20 protein-coding genes are annotated in these 17,748 nt (G+C 74.5%); 13 read left to right on the forward strand and 7 right to left on the reverse strand.

Annotated features, from left to right (window positions below):
* Positions 1 to 146 precede the first annotated feature (146 nt).
* Complete coding sequence (locus tag AC3ET3_RS15800) at positions 147 to 2,516, forward strand: SpoIIE family protein phosphatase (protein WP_432155245.1); 2,370 nt, start codon at positions 147 to 149, stop codon at positions 2,514 to 2,516.
* Positions 2,517 to 2,952: 436 nt separating this feature from the next.
* Here the strand turns inward: AC3ET3_RS15800 and AC3ET3_RS15805 are convergent, their stop codons facing one another.
* Together AC3ET3_RS15805 and AC3ET3_RS15810 are read right to left on the reverse strand one after the other, a co-directional pair.
* Positions 2,953 to 3,495 (reverse strand): flavoprotein, encoded by a 543-nt coding sequence (locus AC3ET3_RS15805; RefSeq protein ID WP_432155246.1) that lies wholly within the window; start codon positions 3,493 to 3,495, stop codon positions 2,953 to 2,955.
* A 45-nt stretch (positions 3,496 to 3,540) separates the two neighbouring features.
* Positions 3,541 to 3,999 carry a nuclear transport factor 2 family protein gene (locus tag AC3ET3_RS15810; RefSeq protein ID WP_435612346.1) on the reverse strand — a complete coding sequence of 153 codons (459 nt, stop codon included), beginning with the start codon at positions 3,997 to 3,999 and terminating at the stop codon, positions 3,541 to 3,543.
* Positions 4,000 to 4,126: 127 nt separating this feature from the next.
* Between AC3ET3_RS15810 and AC3ET3_RS15815 the strand changes: the two genes are divergently transcribed.
* Positions 4,127 to 4,711 carry a TetR/AcrR family transcriptional regulator gene (locus tag AC3ET3_RS15815; protein ID WP_435612347.1) on the forward strand — a complete coding sequence of 195 codons (585 nt, stop codon included), beginning with the start codon at positions 4,127 to 4,129 and terminating at the stop codon, positions 4,709 to 4,711.
* Positions 4,712 to 4,730: 19 nt separating this feature from the next.
* On the opposite strand, the gene AC3ET3_RS15820 is transcribed toward AC3ET3_RS15815, so the two are convergent.
* Together AC3ET3_RS15820 and AC3ET3_RS15825 are read right to left on the reverse strand one after the other, a co-directional pair.
* Positions 4,731 to 4,946, reverse strand: coding sequence for a ferredoxin (locus tag AC3ET3_RS15820; RefSeq protein ID WP_432136402.1), 216 nt, complete (start codon positions 4,944 to 4,946; stop codon positions 4,731 to 4,733).
* A gap of 8 nt (positions 4,947 to 4,954) precedes the next feature.
* Positions 4,955 to 6,154 (reverse strand): cytochrome P450, encoded by a 1,200-nt coding sequence (locus AC3ET3_RS15825; RefSeq protein ID WP_432155249.1) that lies wholly within the window; start codon positions 6,152 to 6,154, stop codon positions 4,955 to 4,957.
* A gap of 340 nt (positions 6,155 to 6,494) precedes the next feature.
* On the opposite strand from AC3ET3_RS15825, the gene AC3ET3_RS15830 reads away from it, so the two are divergent.
* Entirely contained in the window at positions 6,495 to 7,118 is a 624-nt protein-coding gene (locus AC3ET3_RS15830; protein WP_432136400.1) for a LysE/ArgO family amino acid transporter, read from the forward strand.
* Between the two features lie 498 nt (positions 7,119 to 7,616).
* Here AC3ET3_RS15830 and AC3ET3_RS15835 read toward each other — a convergent pair whose 3' ends face one another.
* Positions 7,617 to 8,534, reverse strand: a complete 918-nt coding sequence (locus AC3ET3_RS15835) for a cation diffusion facilitator family transporter (RefSeq protein WP_435612348.1) — start codon at positions 8,532 to 8,534, stop codon at positions 7,617 to 7,619.
* Between the two features lie 204 nt (positions 8,535 to 8,738).
* Between AC3ET3_RS15835 and AC3ET3_RS15840 the strand changes: the two genes are divergently transcribed.
* The gene (locus AC3ET3_RS15840) at positions 8,739 to 9,758 is read left to right on the forward strand and encodes a glutathione S-transferase family protein (RefSeq protein WP_432136399.1); all 1,020 of its coding nucleotides are present in this window, start codon (positions 8,739 to 8,741) and stop codon (positions 9,756 to 9,758) included.
* Positions 9,759 to 9,834: 76 nt separating this feature from the next.
* Entirely contained in the window at positions 9,835 to 10,161 is a 327-nt protein-coding gene (locus tag AC3ET3_RS15845) for a DUF4235 domain-containing protein (protein WP_435612349.1), read from the forward strand.
* A 153-nt stretch (positions 10,162 to 10,314) separates the two neighbouring features.
* Here AC3ET3_RS15845 and AC3ET3_RS15850 read toward each other — a convergent pair whose 3' ends face one another.
* Complete coding sequence (locus tag AC3ET3_RS15850) at positions 10,315 to 10,776, reverse strand: pyridoxamine 5'-phosphate oxidase family protein (protein WP_432136397.1); 462 nt, start codon at positions 10,774 to 10,776, stop codon at positions 10,315 to 10,317.
* A gap of 202 nt (positions 10,777 to 10,978) precedes the next feature.
* On the opposite strand from AC3ET3_RS15850, the gene AC3ET3_RS15855 reads away from it, so the two are divergent.
* From AC3ET3_RS15855 to AC3ET3_RS15875, 5 genes are all read left to right on the forward strand, one after another.
* Complete coding sequence (locus AC3ET3_RS15855; RefSeq protein WP_432136396.1) at positions 10,979 to 11,341, forward strand: DUF1304 domain-containing protein; 363 nt, start codon at positions 10,979 to 10,981, stop codon at positions 11,339 to 11,341.
* Positions 11,338 to 11,901 (forward strand): TetR/AcrR family transcriptional regulator, encoded by a 564-nt coding sequence (locus tag AC3ET3_RS15860; protein ID WP_435612350.1) that lies wholly within the window; start codon positions 11,338 to 11,340, stop codon positions 11,899 to 11,901. The genes AC3ET3_RS15855 and AC3ET3_RS15860 overlap by 4 nt, the downstream gene beginning before the upstream one ends.
* A 161-nt stretch (positions 11,902 to 12,062) precedes the next feature.
* A complete protein-coding gene (locus tag AC3ET3_RS15865; protein WP_432136394.1) occupies positions 12,063 to 12,443 on the forward strand; it encodes an anti-sigma factor antagonist in 381 nt (126 codons plus the stop codon).
* Positions 12,444 to 12,706: 263 nt separating this feature from the next.
* Positions 12,707 to 13,369 (forward strand): DUF4230 domain-containing protein, encoded by a 663-nt coding sequence (locus AC3ET3_RS15870; protein WP_432155250.1) that lies wholly within the window; start codon positions 12,707 to 12,709, stop codon positions 13,367 to 13,369.
* A 100-nt stretch (positions 13,370 to 13,469) separates the two neighbouring features.
* Positions 13,470 to 14,054, forward strand: coding sequence for a VanZ family protein (locus tag AC3ET3_RS15875; protein ID WP_432155251.1), 585 nt, complete (start codon positions 13,470 to 13,472; stop codon positions 14,052 to 14,054).
* Positions 14,055 to 14,100: 46 nt separating this feature from the next.
* Here AC3ET3_RS15875 and AC3ET3_RS15880 read toward each other — a convergent pair whose 3' ends face one another.
* On the reverse strand, positions 14,101 to 14,352 hold the full coding sequence (locus tag AC3ET3_RS15880) for a hypothetical protein (protein ID WP_432136391.1): 252 nt from the start codon (positions 14,350 to 14,352) through the stop codon (positions 14,101 to 14,103).
* A 113-nt stretch (positions 14,353 to 14,465) separates the two neighbouring features.
* On the opposite strand from AC3ET3_RS15880, the gene AC3ET3_RS15885 reads away from it, so the two are divergent.
* From AC3ET3_RS15885 to AC3ET3_RS15895, 3 genes are all read left to right on the forward strand, one after another.
* Positions 14,466 to 15,506, forward strand: coding sequence for a PHP domain-containing protein (locus AC3ET3_RS15885; RefSeq protein WP_435612351.1), 1,041 nt, complete (start codon positions 14,466 to 14,468; stop codon positions 15,504 to 15,506).
* A 57-nt stretch (positions 15,507 to 15,563) separates the two neighbouring features.
* A complete protein-coding gene (locus AC3ET3_RS15890) occupies positions 15,564 to 16,235 on the forward strand; it encodes an HAD family hydrolase (protein WP_432136389.1) in 672 nt (223 codons plus the stop codon).
* A gap of 296 nt (positions 16,236 to 16,531) precedes the next feature.
* Positions 16,532 to 17,548 carry an SDR family oxidoreductase gene (locus AC3ET3_RS15895; protein WP_432136388.1) on the forward strand — a complete coding sequence of 339 codons (1,017 nt, stop codon included), beginning with the start codon at positions 16,532 to 16,534 and terminating at the stop codon, positions 17,546 to 17,548.
* Positions 17,549 to 17,748 lie beyond the last annotated feature (200 nt).

Below are 17,748 nucleotides of genomic sequence, written 5' to 3' on the forward strand. Positions count from 1 at the left end.
CGGGCAGTCCGCCGGCCGGCACGGGCGCGGCGCTTCCGGCGCTCCCGGCGGTGGGGGTCGACGTCCACCCGCGGGCATGACGCACTAGGCTGGAGCCCGACGTGACGTGCCTGCTCACTGTGAGTGTCCGCGATGGAGTGGCGAGGATGAGCCCGGTCTATCCGTTCGACGATGCCGCGACGGCACGCGCTGTCGTCGACGACGCCGGCATCCTCGTCGAGTGGAGTTCGGGCGCCCGGGCGCTGCTGGGCTGGGACGCGGCCGAGGTCGTCGGCCGTCCCGCAGGCCTCCTGCTGGCCGACGGCGCCATGCCGGTGCCCGCCGGGCCCCGCTGGGACGGCACTCTCACCCTGCGCCACCGGCGGGGCGGAACGGTCGCGGTGTGGCTGCTCGCCCACCGTCGCCCGCCGCCGGACGACGGGCCGGGGCAGTGGCTCCTGGTCACGCCGCTGCGCGCGGACCTGCCGCCCTCCCCCGACGACCCTCTCGCCGAGGCGGGCCTGATCCAGTCGCCGTGCGCGACCGCCGTGTACGACGAGTGGCTGCGGCTGTACCGGCTCAATGACGCGATGGCCGAGGTCATCGGGCTGCCGGAGGAGCGGGTCCGGGGGCTGCGGCTGTCCGAGATCGGCGGCAAGCCGCAGAGCGAGGAGCTGGAGGCGCGGCTGCGGCGGGTGCTGGCCACCGGCCGCCCCGACGAGGTGCAGATGTACCTGCGGGCCGGCGGCGAGGAGCACGCGCACGCCTGGCTGGCCCGGATGGCCCCGGTCACCGACTCCGGAGGCCGGATGCGGGGCGTGACCCTGGCCGTCCACGACTTCACCGACCACTACCGGGCCCGCGAACGGCTGCGGCTGGTCAACGAGGCGAGTGTGCGCATCGGCACCACCCTCGACGTGGTCCGCACCGCGCAGGAACTGGCCGACGTCTGCGTCCCCGCGCTCGCCGACTTCGTCAGCGTCGATCTCCTGGATTCCCGGGAGGGCGAGCCCCCGGCCAGGCTGACCGCCCCGGTCCGCCTGCGCCGGGTCGCGCACCGGTCGGTGACGCCGGGCAACCCCCAGGCCGTGGCCGAGCCCGGCGACGTGCAGGCGTACCCGGCCGGATCGCCGCAGGCCGACTCTCTGCTGGCCGACCGGACCATCGTCGGAGCGGTGGCTGGCGGCGGCCTGGACCCCTGGCTGGCCCAGGACCCGCTGCGCCGGGCGCGGGTGCGCGAGTTCGGCATCCACAGCACGATGTCCGTGCCGGTCCGGGCGCGCGGGGTGACCCTCGGTGTCGCGGTCCTCACCCGGTTCGACCGCCCCGACCCGTTCACCTCAGACGACGTGCTGCTCGCCGAGGAGATCACCGCTCGGGCCGCGATCTGCGTCGACAACGCGCGCCGGTTCTCCCGCGAGCGCGAGACCGCCCTCGCCCTGCAGCGCAGCCTGCTCCCGCGCAGCCTGCCGCGCACCGCCGCCGTCGACGCCGCCTTCCGTTACCTGCCGGCCGCCCGCGCCGGGGTGGGCGGCGACTGGTTCGACGTGATCCCGCTGTCCGGGATGCGGGTCGCACTGGTCGTGGGCGACGTCGTCGGGCACGGCATCCAGGCGTCGGCGACGATGGGCCGGCTGCGCACCGCCGTGCGCACCCTCGCCGACATCGACCTCGCGCCCGACGAACTGCTCACCCACCTCGACGACCTGGTGGTCCGGCTGTCGCAGGAGTCCGGCGGGGAGGGCAGCCCCGGCGAGCTCGGCGCGACCTGCCTGTACGCGGTGTACGACCCGGTGTCGCGCCGCTGCACACTGGCCCGGGCCGGGCATCCGGCTCCGGTTCTGCTGCCGCCCGGCGGGACGCCGCACCCGGTGGAACTGCCCGCCGGACCGCCGCTCGGGGTCGGCGGGCTGCCCTTCGAGTCGGCGGAGCTACGGCTGACCGAGGGCAGTGTGCTCGCCTTCTACACGGACGGGCTGACCGGGGCGCGCGATCCGGACACCGGCCCCGGACACCGGATGCTGTGCGGGGCGCTGGCGGCGTACTCCGAGTCGCTGGACGAGACCTGCGACCGGGTCCTGCACACCGTGCTGCCACCGGGCGGCGTCGCCGACGACGTGGCGCTGCTGCTGGCGCGCACCCGGGGGCTGCCCGCCTCGCAGGTGGCGACGTGGGACATCCCGGCGGACCCGGCGCTGGTCGCGCCGATCCGCAAGCAGGTGGTGGCCCAGCTGGACGAGTGGAGGCTGAGCGAGGCCGGCTTCACCACCGAGCTGGTGGTGAGCGAGCTGGTCACCAATGCCATCCGCTACGGTGCCCACCCGGTGCGGCTGCGGCTCATCCACGACACCGCGACGCTGATCTGCGAGGTTTCCGACACCAGCCACACCGCGCCGCACCTGCGCCGGGCCAAGACCTGGGACGAGGGTGGCCGGGGTCTCCTGCTGGTCGCCCAGCTGACCCGGCGGTGGGGCAGCAGACACACCACCGAGGGCAAGACCATCTGGGCCGAGCTGGGGTTGCTGGAAGAGGAGTGAGCGGGGCGTCGCGGCCCGGGGGCGGACGCCGTGGGCGAGAGGACGACGGCGAGGTGCCCGCCCTCCGCGCGGCCGCACGGTGGCGGCGACTCACCGGCCGCCGACCGGACCCGGCCGGCGGTCGCCCAGCTGGAGCGCGAGGGCCGGCCGACCCGGCGGACCGCTCCTGGACACCCGGGGCGCCCTCGCCGCTCCCGGCCGGGACCGGTGGGCGGAAGGGCCCCGGGAACGTACACCGCGGCGCGACCGCGCGCTCGACCCTGACCCTCCGGTGCTCCCCCGCGACCGCCGCCCGCCCCGCGCGCGCCGTGCCGACGCCGGGCCTGCGGGTGCCGGGCCTGCGGGTGCCGCGGCCGCCTCGCCACCGTGCGGCCGTTACCACTCCCCACCGAGGACGGTGCCACTGCCGGTCCCCCTCGGCAGCGTGCGGACCGCTTCAGCCGACCGTGTCCGGCAGCAGGTCGAACGCCCGGGACCAGCCGAAGCCGCGGGGCCGGCCGTCCTCCCCCGCCTCTCCGTCGTAGGGCGCGCCGAAGCGTACGCCCATCGCGCTCAGCCGGGTCAGGGACTCCCGGTAGGCGGGGTGGGCGGCCAGCGCCCCGGCCACACAGGGCAGGACGGCGATCGGAACACCCAGTCCGGACGCCTCGCACAGGGTGCCGACGGCGAGCGTGTCGGCCAGGCCGGCGGCCCATTTGTTGAGGGTGTTGAAGGTGGCGGGGGCGACGACCACGGCGTCGGGGGCGGGGAAGGGGCGCGGGTCACCGGGGCGGCGCCACGCCGAGCGGACGGGGCGCCCGGTGCGGGCCTCGGCCTCGGCCACGTCGAAGAACCCGCCGCTCACGGCGAGCGGGGTCGCGATGACGCCGACCTCCCAGTTCCGCTCCTGGGCGGCGCCGATCAGCTCGCCGACGCCCGCGGCCGCACCCGCGGCGCAGACGACGACGTAGAGGCAGGGCTTCGCGTCCTGTTCGATCACGGGGACGACCCTACTGACGATTCCGCCCGGAGTTCCAGGGTGGCCCTAGCGCAGCGGGAAGCTCTGTCCGCGCTCGGCCTCGGGGCGCGGGCCGAAGATGCGGCGGTCCGCCTCCTCGATCGGCACGTCGTCGATGCTCGCCTCGCGCCGGGTCATCAGCCCCCGCTCGTCGAACTCCCACAGTTCGTTGCCGTACGAGCGCCACCACCGGCCGCCGGCGTCGCGGCACTCGTACTGGAAGCGGACGGCGATGCGGTTGCCGTCGAAGGCCCACAGGTCCTTGCGCAGCGCGTACTCCCGCTCGCGCGCCCACTTGGCGGTGAGGAAGGCGGTGATCTCGGCGCGGCCGGTGAGGAAGGTGTCGCGGTTGCGCCACACCGAGTCCGGCGAGTAGGCGAGCGCGACCTGGTGCGGGTCCCGGGTGTTCCAGGCGTCCTCGGCGGCCTGCACCTTCCGCGCGGCGGTCTCCCGGGAGAACGGGGGCAGGGGCGGGCGGTCGGTCATGGGTGAACCTCCGTGCGACGGGCTGGGCCGGGCGGCCGGGCTGGGCGGACGCAAGGGAGAACGGCCGTTCTCAACCTGCCCTGCTACCGTAGGAGAACGTGCGTTCTCAGGTCAAGGAGGGTCCCGCATGGACAGCGCCACAGCCCGTGAGCGGGCGCTGGACGCCGCCGAGAAGCTGTTCTACGGACGGGGCGTCCAGTCGGTCGGCATGGACGACGTCCGGGGCGCGTCAGGGGTCTCGCTCAAGCGGCTCTACCAGCTCTTCCCGGCGAAGGAGCGATTGGTGGTGGCGTATCTGGAGCGGCGCGACGTGCGCTGGCGGGCGGAACTCGCGCGCCACGTGGAGCGGCACCCCGAGCCGCAGCGGCGGATCCTGGCCGTCTTCGACTGGCTGGAGCGGTGGTTCGGAGCGGAGGACTTCCGCGGCTGCGCCTGGATCAACTCCCACGGTGAACTGGGCGCCGTCTCGGAGCCGGTGGCCGAGCAGGTGAGGGCCCACAAGCGGGCGTTCCGCGACTGGCTCGGGACCCTGGTGGCCGACGCCGGGCTGCCCGACGCCCTCGCCGGGCAGTTGTTCCTGCTCGCCGAGGGCGCCATGGTCACGGCGGGCATCACCGGCTCCGTCGAACCCGCCGGCGAGGCCCGCGCGGCCGCGCGGCTGCTGCTGCGGGCCCCGGCCGCGTCAGACGCCGGCACCGCGCGAGCGGGTTGACGGCCGGCCGGATCCGGGGTCACTCCGTGACGGTGATCGCCCGGACGGGGCAGGCGCGAGCGGCCTCCCGGACCGTGGGGTCCATCGGGCCCCTGCCGTCCGCGGGGTCGATGCCGTCCTCCCGGCCGGGCAGGAGCGTGCCGAAGCCGTCGTCGTCCTGGGTGAAGACCCCCGGGGCGGACAGGGCGCACTGTCCGGCGCCGATACAGAGATCCGTGTCGATGTCGATCCGCATGAGACCTCTCACCAGGTCACGGGGAGTTCCAGCATCCCCTGGATGGTGTCGCCGGGCTTGTGCGGGATCTCCTCGGCGGGGACCGCCAGCCGCAGGCCGGGCAGCCGCTCGAACAGGGAGCGCAGGGCGATCTCCAGCTCGGCCCGGGCGAGGTTCTGGCCGAGGCACTGGTGGACACCGAAGCCGAAGGCGAGGTGATGGCGGGCCGGCCGGTGCCAGTCGAGGCGGTCGGGCTCGGGGAAGGCGCTCTCGTCGCGGTTGATGACGGAGGTCGCGAAGACCACCCCCTCGCCGGCCCGGATGGTCACCCCGCCCGCCTCGATGTCCTCAGTGGCCAGCCGCAGCAGGCCGTCCGCGATGGACAGCACCCGCATCAGCTCCTCGACGGCGGCGGGCAGCAGCGCCGGATCGGCGCGCAGTTCCGCAAGGCGGTCCGGATGCTGGAGCAGGGCGAGCACGCCGAGGGAGATCATGTTCGCGGTCGTTTCGTGGCCCGCGACCAGCAGCACCAGGGCCAGGGCCGCCGCCTCCTCCCGGTCCAGCTCCCCGTCGCGCAACTGCTGGTGCACCAGGGCGTCGAGCACGCCCGAACCCTGCGGTTCCCGGCTCTTGCGGTCGATCAGCGCTCCGAGGTAGTCGTCCAGTTCGGCACGGGCGGCCCGGACGTCGGCCGGGTCCCGGCCGCGCAGCAGGCGCCGGGACCGCTCCTCGAAGAACTCGTGGTCGGCGTACGGGACGCCGAGCAGGGCGCAGATCACCATCGAGGGCACCGGCAGCGCGAAGGCGCCGACCAGGTCGGCGGGCGGGCCCTGGGCGACCAGCGCGTCGATCCGTCCGTCGACGACGCGCCGGATGGCGGGCCGCAGTTCGGCGGCGCGCTTGAGGGTGAAGCTGGAGACGAGCATCCTTCGCTGGGCACGGTGCCGGGGCTCGTCGACCCCCACCAGGGCGACGCTGCGGTCACGCAGCGCGGCGACGCGGGCCGCGGTCGCCGGGTAGCCGGGGCGGGTGCGGTCGGAGGACAACCGGGGATCGGCGAGCAGGGTCCGGGCGAGGGCGTGACCGGTGACCAGCCAGGCGGTGCGGCCGTCGTAGAGCGTGACGCGGCTCAGCGGCCGGTCGGCGCGCAGCGGGTCGTAGGCGGCGGGCGGGTGGTAGGGGCAGGTGCGGTCCTGGGGGTAGGCGACCGGGGCCGGGAGTTCCGTCATGGGGGGCCTCGCAAGCGGTCGGAAGCAGGTGCCGATCATCATTAGATGCCCCAGGCACTTATAGGGCGACGCGGAGTTCGGCCACATCGACGAAAGGGGCACTCTGGCCGGAACCCGGTGTGCCGGGAGCGTGCGGGCCCCTGCACGGCCCGCTGTCCGCTGCCGTGCCCGTTCGCCACCGCAGCCCGGACCACGGCCGAATTCGGTTGCCCTCGGGACGGGTCCGGCTCCAGGATCCGGCCATGACCTTCTTCGACGCCCTGCCGCTGTCCGCCGCCGTCCGTCCGGCGCGCCGACAGCAGCGGTCCCGCCCGTCCCGGAGGCCCGAGCCCGCGCCCCGATGACGGGCGCGCTCCTCGCGGGGCTGATCGCGGGCTACGGCATCGCGGTGCCCGTCGGCGCCGTCGCCACCTACCTGGTCTCTCTCACCGCCCGGACGTCGCTGCGCATCGGGGTGTGCGCCGCGCTCGGCATCGCCACCGCCGACGGGATCTACGCGCTCGCGGCCACCGTCGGCGGGGGCGCACTGGCCGACGCGCTGCGGCCGGTGCTGACACCACTGCGCTGGGTCTCGGCGGCGGTGCTGCTGGCGCTGGCCGTACGGGGTGCGGTCGCGGCGGTACGGGGCTACCGGGCGCACCGCCTCGCCGTTCGGCCGGAGCCGCCACCGCCCACCGCGGCCCGCGCCTACCTGGCGCTGCTCGGCATCACCCTGCTGAACCCCGTCACCGTGATCTACTTCGCCGCCCTCGTCGTCGGCAGCGGGACGGCCGGCACCGCCGGCGCCCTGGAGGAGGGGGTCTTCGTCCTCGCCGCCTTCACCGCCTCGGCCAGCTGGCAGCTGCTGGTCGCCGGCGGCGGCGCCCTGCTGGGACGCACCCTGACCGGGCACCGGGGCCGTCTGGTGACCGCCCTGCTGTCCGGTGCGGTCATCGCGGGGCTGGCGGTGGAGATGGTGGTGTGACCCGGGGCGTCAGGGCTGATGACGGGGAGGGCGGGCGGCGACGGCAGCGGCGCCCGACGTACGCGGCCGGTGCGCCGCCCGTGGCCCGCCGCCGGGGGCCCTGCAGGAACACGGCCCGAGCGCGCGCGGGGCCGGAGCACCGCCCCGGCCCCGCGGGCCGGAGAGCTTCCGTGGCGCCGCGGCCGGTCGTGGGGCGACACGCGCGCCCGGCGCGCCCCCCCCCCGCTGTCCGCACGGCTGACGCGATCTCCGGAGCGGCCCGACCGGCGCCCCGCCCGTCTCCGCGACCACGACACGGCCCCGGGGGGCCGGGGAGCCCGCACGACGACCCTGCCGCGCAGTGCCCGGATCGGCGCCGCCGGCGTGGCTCCCCCGACCCGCCCGAACGGCGCGGCCCCGGACGCCGCGGGCGGGCCCGGGACACGCGGCGGTCCCGTGATGGACCACGTGGTGGGTGCAGCGGCAGGCATGAACGCGGTGTCTCGGGGGACCCGGAGGTCAGGCCCCGCCGCGTTCCCCCGTCGCGGCGGGGCTCTCCTGTCGCCCCGTGGCGCTGTCGGTGATGTCGAGGAAGATTTCCCCGGCCTCGGGCACGGTGAGGGCGATCGACCGCTTGATGCGGTCGGCGACCACCTCGACGCGTTCGCTGTCCAGGCCGGGCGCCAGGTCGACCCGGGCGGCCACCAGGGCGGAGTCCAGCCCGGTCTTCATGGTGTAGAGGGCCTCGACGCTGTCGATCTCCGGCTGGGCCGCGAGCAGTGCCCGGATGCGGTCGCCGGCCTCGGAGTCGGCGGCCTCCCCGATCAGCTGGTCGCGGGCCTCACGGCCGAGGCGGTAGGCGACGAAGACGAGCAGCGCACCGATCGAGAGGGAGGCCGCCGCCTCCCACACCGGGTTCCCGGTGGCCATGTGCAGGGCCATGCCCCCGGCGGCCAGCGTGACGCCGAGAACCGCCGTGCCGTCCTCGGCGACCACGGTGCGCAGCGCCGGGTCGCGCATCCCGGCGGCCGCGCCGCCCTGCAGGTGGACCTGGTGCAAGGCGCGGACCAGGGAGGTGCCCTCGGCCAGGAAGGCCAGACCGAGCACGATCAGGCCCGCGACATAGCCCCGGAAGTCCTCGTCGGCGCCGCCGTGCAGGGCCTCCGCGCCCTGGAAGAAGGAGAAGCAACCGCCCATGACGAAGATCCCCACGGCGGCGAGCAGGGACCAGAAGAAGCGTTCCTTGCCGTATCCGAAGGGGTGGCGCCGGTCGGCGGGGCGCCGGCTGCGGCGCAGCGCGGCCAGGAGGAAGACTTCGTTGAGGCTGTCGGCCACGGAGTGCGCGGCTTCCGACAGCAGGGCGGGTGAGCCCGCCATCAGGCCGCCGACCGCCTTCGCCACGGCGATCAGCAGATTGGCCCCCAGAGCCACGAGCACGGTGATCCGCGTACGACGATCGGCCCCGTGCCCGCTGCCGGTCCCGGGGTTGCTGTCCGGCTCATTCAAAGCTGTCTCACTCACCTCACGCCGACTGCCCCCGCCCGGCGGGTCCATTCCGTGCGGTGGGCACAAATCGGGGAACGCACGAATCGGGGAACGCGGAACAGACACGAGGCGGACCGGACGGAACCGGGAGGACCCATGAGCGCCGGCGGCGACGGCAACGCGCAGTACGGACACAAGCAGTTCCGGCGGTCGCGCAGTCACTTCACGGACCGGATCACGGCGGACGGCCGGGACGGCTGGCCGGTGGAGAGCGGCCGGTACCGGCTGGTGGTCAGCCGTGCCTGTCCCTGGGCGAGCCGGGCGGTGGTCTCGCGGCGGCTGCTGGGCCTGGAGGACGCCCTCCCGATGGCCGTCACCGACCCCGTGCAGGACGACCGCAGCTGGCGCTTCACCCTGGATCCCGGTGGCCGGGATCCCGTCCTCGGGATCCGTTTCCTCAGCGAGGCGTACGAGAGGCGGGAGCCGGGTCACCCCGGCGGGGTGAGTGTGCCCGCGGTGGTGGACGTGCCCACGGGGCGGCTCGTCACCAACGACTACCAGCGGCTCACCCTGGACCTGGCCACCGAGTGGACCGCGTGGCACCGGCCGGGGGCACCGGACCTCTACCCCGAGCGGCTGCGCGACGAGATCGACGCAGTGATGGCCCAGGTCTACGAGGACGTCAACAACGGGGTGTACCGGGCCGGGTTCGCCCCGGGGCAGGAGGAGTACGAGGAGGCGTGCGCCGCGGTCTTCCGGCGGCTGGAGGCGGTCTCCGGGCGACTGGCCGGGCAGCGGTACCTGGTCGGTGACACGATCACCGAGGCGGACATCCGGCTGTTCACCACGCTGGTCCGCTTCGACGCCGTCTACCACGGCCACTTCAAGTGCAACCGCTGGAAGCTGACGGAGGACCCGGTGCTGTGGAGCTACGCCCGTGATCTCTTCCAGACGCCGGGCTTCGGTGACACCGTCGACTTCGACCACATCAAGCGGCACTACTACCGGGTGCACACCGGCATCAACCCGACCCGTGTCGTGCCGCTCGGACCGGACCTGTCCGGCTGGCTGACACCGCATCACCGGGAGCAGCTGGGCGGGCGTCCGTTCGGTGACGGGACGCCGCCGGGGCCGGTCCGGGCCGAGGAGGAGGTTCCGGCGTCCGGGCGGCCCTGACGGGGCGTCGGGCGGCGTCGGGCGGCATCAGGTGCGAGCCTGGCCGATGATCGCAGGAACACACTAGGAGGCCCACGTGGCGAAGAAGCGGAAACTCTCCCTCGTCTACCAGCCCATCGGACTCGCGTTCGGCTGGGCGGGCGGGGCCTTGGCGGCCTACGCGTTCCGCAGGACGTGGCAGGCCCTGCGGCACGAGGACGACGCCCCCGACCCGCTGGACCGGGAGCGGAGCTGGGGGGAGGTGCTGCTGGCGGCGGCGATCCAGGGCGCGATCTTCTCGGTGGTCCGCGGCGCCGCGGACCGCGCCGGCGCCAAGGCGATCGAGCGGTCCACGGGCGTCTGGCCCGCCAAGGAGCCGAAGGACGCGAAGGGCCGCGGGGACACCAAGTCGGGCCGCGCCTGACTCCCGGCCACGGGCCCGCCGGGGTCCCGCCCGGCCGTTCCTTGCCTTGCCGGGGGACGGGCGGCCGGGGCCCCGCGGGGCGGTCGCACGGGGGCGCGTAGTCGGCCGGGGCGGGTCCGCGGGACCTTCCAGGCCCGGCGCGCTGCCCGGCGGTCAGTCGGTGGGGAGCCACTTTCCGTCGCGCATCAGCTCGCGGCCGTCGATCTCGTTGGCCTCCCGCCAGGCCTGGACGCGGTGGGGGTGGAGGCGGAAGTAGAGGTAGGGGGTGGACAGTTCGCGGGGGTCGAAGCCCGTCTTGGCGGCGAAGACCTCGGCGTCCTCCTCGGGCAGGTCCCGCGGCTCGACCGCGTCGGCGGTGACCTCGACCATGACCACGTCCCGGGTCGGGCCGATGCCGAGGCGGGCCCGCCGGGTGCGCCGCAGGTTGCGGCCGGTGACGCCGGCGGCCGGCGTGGCGATCAGCAGCGTGGCGCCGTCCCAGACGAAGGACAGCGGGACGAGGTGTGCGCCGCCGTTGTCTCCGGCGGTGGCGACCCAGGCGTCGACGTCCTGTTCCAGCCGCCGCAAGGTGTCGTGTCGGCGCTGCTCGGCGGTGCGTGCGGGTTCTTCGCTCATGCCCCCAGTGTGGCCGCCGACCGGCCCCGCATACGCGTGTTTCCGCCTTGTCGCCCGGATGGCGGTTCCAGCCCGCCCCCACCTGCGACGGGGCGCCGACGCTGGCGAGTGAGCAGCATCACGCCACTTCCTGGACACCTGTCCAGCTATAGTGAGCCGCACTGCTGGACAACTGTCCAGGAAGTAAACGAGGGGAGTCTCGATGGAAACAGTGGCGAACGTGCTGGTCGGACTGGTGGCCGCGCTTCACGCGTACATCCTGGTGCTGGAGATGTTCCTGTGGCAGAAGAAGCCGGGGATGTCCTTCCACGGCTTCGACCGGGAGATGGCCCGCGCGACCGCCGCGATGGCCGCCAACCAGGGGCTGTACAACGGCTTCCTGGCGGCGGGCCTGATCTGGGGTCTGGTCGCCGCCGATCCGACCGGGTTCCGCGCCCAGGTGTTCTTCCTGTCCTGCGTGATCGTCGCCGGCGTGTACGGCGCGGTCACGGCCAACGTCCGCATCCTGGCCGCCCAGGCCCTGCCCGGCGGCCTCGCCCTGGCCGCCGTGCTGCTCGCCCGGTGACCGGCACCGCGCCCGAGGACCCGCGGGCGGTCCGCACCCGCTCACGACTGCGCGCCGCGCTGCTCGGCGAGTGCGCCGAGCGGCCCCTGGACGAGGTCAGCGTCGCCGCGCTGGTGCGCCGGGCGGGCGTCGGGCGGGCCACGTTCTACGTGCACTACGCCGACCTGGAGGCGCTCGCCGTCGACGCCTGCGCGGACGTCGTACGGGAGGCGGTAAAAGCCCTGCACACCTGGCAGGGGCGGCCGGACCCGGTGCACGCGCCCGCGGCGCTGGCGGAGTTCTTCGCCTCGCTCGCCCCGCACACCGGCCTCTACCGCGCGCTGCTCGCCCCGGGCGGCGGGGGCCCGCTCGGCCTGGTGCTCCACCGCGACCTGCGGGCGTACAGCCTGCGCGAGCGCACCCGGGCGGGCGCGGCGGACGCCCCCCTGGTCGCCTCCGCGGTCGCCGCCACTTTCGCCGGCGTACTGGCGGACTGGCTGCACGGCCTGCTGGAGGGGGGTCCCGCCGAGATCGCCGATCAGGTCTGGCAGTTGCTGGTCGCCCTGCACGGCAGCCGCTGACCGCCCGCCCGCACCCACATCCGAGAGACTTCGCTCACGACACGAAGAAACTCGGTCGGAATTCGAGGACATATGTCAATCGAACATGCTCCAATGCAGTCGATCGAGGGTAACTTGCTGGAGCGGGAGCGCAGTTGGAGCGGGTGGGAGGCGATGGCGTCGTGCACCAGGAATCCGCCGTGGGCTCCGCGCACGTGTGTCTCCGCGAGGAGCGGGGGTTCACGGTGCTGGAGCTGCACGGCGAGATCGACATCGCCGCGGCGGTGGAGATCGTCCCGCATCTCGATGCCGCGACCCGGGGCCCGGCGCCGCGGCTGGTGATCGACCTCACGCCCGTCGAGTTCTTCGACTGCTCCGGGCTGCGACTGCTCTACCGGGCCCGCGCCCGCATCCTCGACCGGGGCGGGGAGCTTCGGCTGGTCTGCACCCACCCGCTCGCCCTGCGCATCCTGCGCGCCACCGGCCTGTCCCGGCTGCTGCCGCCCGCGGCGAGCCTGGCGGCAGCCCTGGACGGCCCGGAGGCGGCCTCCGCCCCGTCCTGATCCACCCCCGCGCCCGCCCGGCCACCCCCGGCGCTTCCCGTCCCGGACCGGTGACTCCCGCCCCCTCTCCCGCACTTCCCGTCCCGGACCGGCCACCCAGCCCCCTCCGGCGCTCTCCGCCCCGGACGGCCACTCCCACCCCTCCGGCACGCCTCGTACCGGTGGGGTCCGTTCGGCGGACCCGTCCGTGACCGCGTCACAACCGATCAGTCTTGCAAGGGACTTGACGGGGAATCCGGAGAGCAGGAAGGAGGCCCGTGCCCATGACGACTTCCGTGAAACAGCTCCCCCGACGCATGCCCGGCTGGGCCAAGGCACTCACCACCGTCGTGGTGGTCCTCGCGGTGCTCTTCGCCGGCCTCCGGCTGGCCGTGCTGCCGGGGCTGCGGGACCTGTTCGGCACCGAGACCCACGACCGGTCCGGACCGGCCCTGCTGGAATCCATCCAGGACATGAGCCGCTATCAGGCCGCGTCCGGCAACTTCCAGGTCGTGGTGGACCTGGAGAAGGACGCCAGATTCCTGCCCGACGCCATTCGCGGCACCCGCACCCTCTACGTCGGGGCGGGCACCGTGAACGCCTATGTCGACCTCGGAGCGCTCGGGGAACGCGACGTGACGGTCGACGAGGACCGCACGTCGGCCACCGTGCGGCTGCCCCATGCCCGGCTGGACAAGCCGGCCCTCGACCTCGACCACTCCTACGCCGTGTCCAAGCAGCGCGGTCTCCTCGACCGGCTCGGCGACCTCTTCTCGGGCAACCCCAACAGCGAGCAGGCCGTGCAGCGGCTCGCGGTACGGCACATCGCCGAGGCCGCCGAGGACAGCGGACTGACGGCGCGCGCCGAGTCGAACACCACCGGCATGCTGCGCGGCCTGCTGCACTCGCTCGGCTTCGAGGACGTGCGGGTCGCCTACACCGCGTGACCCCGCGGCCCGCACCGGCCGGTCCGGCCCACCGCCCCCGCCCGGGCGTGCACCGCACACCCGGGCACCCCACATAGGAAGTCGACGCCTGGAGGACAGCATGGACCGCTCCGCCTTACGTCCGCGGCTCACCCTGCGCCGGCGCCCGGCCGAAGACCGGCCGACGGCCACCGAAGCCCGGCCGAAGACCACCCAGGCCCGGCCGGCCTCCGCACCCCCGCCGAAGGGCCGCCGACGGCCGCTGCGCACCCTGGCGCGGCTGGCCGCCATGGCGTGCGCCTTCGTGTGCATGGTGGCGTTCGCCGCCGCGCTGGCCCGGATCACCCTGGAACCTTCGCCCGCATCCGCCGAACTGATCCACTCCAACCTGCGGCCGGGCCGATCGCTGCGCGCCTATCTGGACCAGCCCGAGCTGCGCGACGCCGTGCGGCAGATCGGCGGCAACATCCTGCTGGGACTGCCCTTCGGCGTGCTGGTACCGGTCGTCGCGCCGGGCACCCGCGGTGTCACACGGGTACTGCTGCTCACGGTGATCGTGATGCTGCTGGTGGAGCTGGCGCAGGGCGCGCTGGTGACCGGACGCGCCTTCGACATCGACGACGTCATCCTCAATACCACGGGGGCGCTCATCGGCTATCTGCTGCTCGGCCGGCGGCTGGGCCGAGCGGTGCACGCACGCGGATGACGCGGGGGCCGGCCGGCACGGCCCGGGCCGGCCCGCTCCGCCTCGCTCAGATGCGCATCCAGCTACGCGGCGTCCAGGTGTAGCGGTCGCCGCCGACCCAGCGCACCACCGCCGGGTCGTCGAGGTCGTGGACCGTGATGCCGAACGCGGCGGCGGCCTCGAGGACGTCCGTGACGTCCCTCGCCTCGCCGACCACCTCACCATCGATTTCCACGATGCGGAACGGCGGTCGGCCCGGCTGCACCCCGAGCACCACGATCCGCGGTTGGGAGATATAGGGGCTCGCGATTTCGGTCATGTCATAGAGAGTAGAGCGGATTGTCAAAGTAAGGACGGGTTCGTCCTCAGTGCGGTCCCGTCCACCGTGCGGGCGTGCGGCGGCTGGGGAACCCTGAGGGCCAGGAGGTGGTCATGGAACCCGTGGAGGCCCTGGAGCGGATCGCCTTCCTGCTGGAGCGGTCGCTGGCGCCGACGTACCGCGTCCGCGCGTTCCGCACGGCGGCCCGGGTGCTGGAGGAGCTGCCCGAGGGCGAGATCGCCGAGCGGGCGGCGGCGGGGACGCTGGAGTCGCTGCGCGGCGTGGGCCCGAAGACCGCCGAGGTGGTGCGCGAGGCACTGGCCGGTGGGGTGCCGGCCTATCTGAGCAAGCTGGAGGACGAGGCCGAGGCGGGGCGGGGGACGCGGGCGGGGAGCAGGCTGCGGGCGCTGCTGCGCGGGGACTGCCATGTGCACTCCGACTGGTCGGACGGGGGCAGCCCGATCGAGGAGATGGGCCGGGCGGCAGCCGCACTCGGGCACGAGTGGGCGGTGCTGACCGACCACTCCCCCAGGCTCACCGTGGCCCGCGGGCTCTCCCCGGAGCGGCTGCGCCGTCAGCTCGAGGTGGTGGCGGAGCTGAACGAGGGCTGGGCGCCGTTCCGGCTGCTGACCGGCATCGAGTGCGACATCCTGGAGGACGGCTCCCTCGACCAGGAGCCGGAGCTGCTGGAGCGCCTGGACCTGGTCGTGGTGTCGGTCCACTCCAAGCTGCGCATGGACGCCCGCTCCATGACCCGGCGGATGGTGACCGCCGTCCGCGATCCGCACGCCGATGTGCTCGGTCACTGCACGGGACGGCTGGTGACCGGGCGCGGGCGTCCGGAGTCGGAGTTCGACGCGGACGCGGTGTTCGAAGCGTGCGCCGAGTCGGGGACGGCGGTGGAGATCAACAGCCGCCCCGAGCGGCTGGACCCGCCGCGCCGACTGCTGCGCCGGGCCGTGGCCGCGGGGGTCCTGTTCGCCGTCGACACCGACGCGCACGCGCCCGGTCAGCTGGACTGGCAGGTCCTCGGGTGCGCCCGCGCCGAGGAGTGCGGGGTACCCGACGAACGTGTGGTGACGGCCTGGTCGGCGACGGAGTTGCTGGCCTGGACGCGTGAGGGGCGGCTGCCCCGGCGGGTGACCGGCGGCTGAGGTGGTACCCCTGGGGCGGAACAGGGAAGGGTTCAGCAACCCGAGGGAGGATCGCCCATGGACCGTGCCGCCGTGTTCGACGTCGACGGAACGCTTGTCGACACCAATCACCTGCATGTCGTCACCTGGTGGGAGGCTCTGCGCCAGGCCGGCCACCGGGTGCCCATGCACGCCGTGCACCGGGCCGTCGGGCTCGGCTCCACCGACCTGATCGCGCATCTGCTCGGTGACGGCCGCGACCCGGACCGGGACTCCGAGCTGAGCGCCGCGCACAAGGCCCTGTACGGCCAGTACTTCGACCGGCTGCCCGCCTTCGCGGACGCCGGGGCACTGCTGAGGAGGCTGCACGGCGACGGCTGGACGGTGGTGCTCGCGACCTCGGCGAGCGGCCCGGAGCTGGCGGCGCTGCGGCGTGCCATCGACGCGGACGACGCGATCGCGGCCACGGCGAGCGCCGAGGACGTCGAGGCGGGCAAGCCGGCTCCGGAGCCGGTACGGCACGCGCTGGAGCTGGCCGGGGCGCCGGCCGAGCGTGCGGTGTTCGTCGGGGACACGGTGTGGGACATGCGGGCGGGGCGGCGGGCGGGGGTGCGGTGCGTGGGGCTGCTGTGCGGGGGCCTTCCGCGTGCGGACCTGGCGGAGGCGGGCGCGGAGGCGGTGTACGACGATCCGGCCGGGCTTCTGGAGCGCCTGGAGGAGAGCCCGTTCGGGTCCGTGGGCGGCGGGTGACCCGGCTCACGCCGCATGGACAGGCACGGGGGAACACCACCAGGTGGTTTCCCGTTGAACGAACCGTGGGTGCGGACGGGACAGTGTCCCCGGGCCTCATCATCCGCCCACGGGGACGATCGTTCGGCTGAAGCCCCGTGGAGCCCTTCGCCGGGAGGCGACCGCCGTCCGTGCCCACCACCGGCCGCCCCGGCCGTGATTCCCCCGTCACGGCCGGGGCTTTCCGCTGTCCGGGGTACGGCCTGCGGGGCCGGGTACTCGTCCGCTTCCGTTCCGTACGGCGGGAGGAGACGAGGGTGAGCAGCAGGGTGGTCGTCACGGGTGCCACCGGCAACGTAGGGACCAGTGTGGTCCGGCGGCTGTCGGAAGACCCCGAGGTGGAGTCGGTGGTGGGGCTGGCGCGGCGGATGCCGCGGTGGTCGCCGGCGAAGACGGAGTGGGCCGCGGTGGACCTGGCTTCCGAGGACGCCGACCTGGCGCCGCATCTGGCGGGCGCCGACGCGGTGGTGCATCTGGCGTGGGCGTTCCAGCCGACGCACGATCCGGCGGTGACCTGGCGCACCAACGTGCTGGGGACCATGCGGGTGCTGGAGGCGGTGGCCGCGGCCCGGGTGCCCGTGCTGGTGCACGCCTCGTCGGTCGGGGCGTACTCACCTGGGCCGAAGGACCGCGCCGTGGACGAGTCCTGGCCGACACACGGGTGGCCGGACGCCGCGTACTGCCGGGAGAAGGCGTATCTGGAGCGGGCGCTGGACGGGTTCGAGCGTGAGCACCCCGAGATGCGGGTGGTGCGGATGCGGCCGGCGTTCCTGTTCAAACGGGAGTCGGCGAGCGAGCAGCGGCGCATCTTCGGCGGGCGCTTCCTGCCGGGCCAGCTGGCGCGGCCGGACCTGCTGCCCTTCCTGCCGGACGTCCCGGGGCTGCGGGTACAGGCGCTGCACACCGACGACGCCGCGGAGGCGTACCGGCTGGCCGTGCACGCCGAGGTGCGCGGGGCCTTCAACCTGGCGGCCGACCCGCCGCTCGATGCGGAACTGCTGAGTGAGATGTTCGACGCGCGCCCGGTGCGGATGCCGCGCACGGCGGCGCGGTCCGCCGTCGCCGCGGCCTGGGGCCTGCGGCTGCTGCCGGCGTCCCCGCACCTCTTCGACGCGGTGCTCCGGCTGCCCCTGATGGACTGCACCCGCGCCCGCGTCGACCTCGGCTGGCGCCCGCAGCGCACGGCGACGGAGGTGCTGGAGGAGTTCCTGCAGGGGCTGCGCACCGGAGCGGGCGCCGGGACGGCCCCGCTCCACGGCCGGAAGGTCGGCTGAGGACGACCACCGGGGGCCACGCAGCCCTCCTCGCCGCCCGGCCGGAACGGCCCGCCACCCCGAGGCGGCCGACGCCTTCGGGCCGGCCGACTCGTGAGGGAGGCCGGTCCGCGGTCTCTTCAGCGCTCGTGGCGGCCCTCTCCCCCGGGGCGCCGGCCCCGGGGGCGGTGGTCGTACCCGACAGTCGATGCGGGACGGGG

Source organism: Streptomyces sp. bgisy159 (assembly GCF_057707805.1).

What these genes read in the sequence shown, in the direction of transcription:
- AC3ET3_RS15800 (WP_432155245.1), top strand. Translation starts at nt 147, where the DNA reads ATGAGCCCGGTCTATCCGTTCGACGATGCCGCGACGGCACGCGCTGTC.
- AC3ET3_RS15810 (WP_435612346.1), bottom strand. Translation starts at nt 3,999, where the DNA reads ATGACCGACCGCCCGCCCCTGCCCCCGTTCTCCCGGGAGACCGCCGCG.
- AC3ET3_RS15815 (WP_435612347.1), top strand. Translation starts at nt 4,127, where the DNA reads ATGGACAGCGCCACAGCCCGTGAGCGGGCGCTGGACGCCGCCGAGAAG.
- AC3ET3_RS15820 (WP_432136402.1), bottom strand. Translation starts at nt 4,946, where the DNA reads ATGCGGATCGACATCGACACGGATCTCTGTATCGGCGCCGGACAGTGC.
- AC3ET3_RS15825 (WP_432155249.1), bottom strand. Translation starts at nt 6,154, where the DNA reads ATGACGGAACTCCCGGCCCCGGTCGCCTACCCCCAGGACCGCACCTGC.
- AC3ET3_RS15830 (WP_432136400.1), top strand. Translation starts at nt 6,495, where the DNA reads ATGACGGGCGCGCTCCTCGCGGGGCTGATCGCGGGCTACGGCATCGCG.
- AC3ET3_RS15840 (WP_432136399.1), top strand. Translation starts at nt 8,739, where the DNA reads ATGAGCGCCGGCGGCGACGGCAACGCGCAGTACGGACACAAGCAGTTC.
- AC3ET3_RS15850 (WP_432136397.1), bottom strand. Translation starts at nt 10,776, where the DNA reads ATGAGCGAAGAACCCGCACGCACCGCCGAGCAGCGCCGACACGACACC.
- AC3ET3_RS15855 (WP_432136396.1), top strand. Translation starts at nt 10,979, where the DNA reads ATGGAAACAGTGGCGAACGTGCTGGTCGGACTGGTGGCCGCGCTTCAC.
- AC3ET3_RS15870 (WP_432155250.1), top strand. Translation starts at nt 12,707, where the DNA reads ATGACGACTTCCGTGAAACAGCTCCCCCGACGCATGCCCGGCTGGGCC.
- AC3ET3_RS15875 (WP_432155251.1), top strand. Translation starts at nt 13,470, where the DNA reads ATGGACCGCTCCGCCTTACGTCCGCGGCTCACCCTGCGCCGGCGCCCG.
- AC3ET3_RS15880 (WP_432136391.1), bottom strand. Translation starts at nt 14,352, where the DNA reads ATGACCGAAATCGCGAGCCCCTATATCTCCCAACCGCGGATCGTGGTG.
- AC3ET3_RS15885 (WP_435612351.1), top strand. Translation starts at nt 14,466, where the DNA reads ATGGAACCCGTGGAGGCCCTGGAGCGGATCGCCTTCCTGCTGGAGCGG.
- AC3ET3_RS15890 (WP_432136389.1), top strand. Translation starts at nt 15,564, where the DNA reads ATGGACCGTGCCGCCGTGTTCGACGTCGACGGAACGCTTGTCGACACC.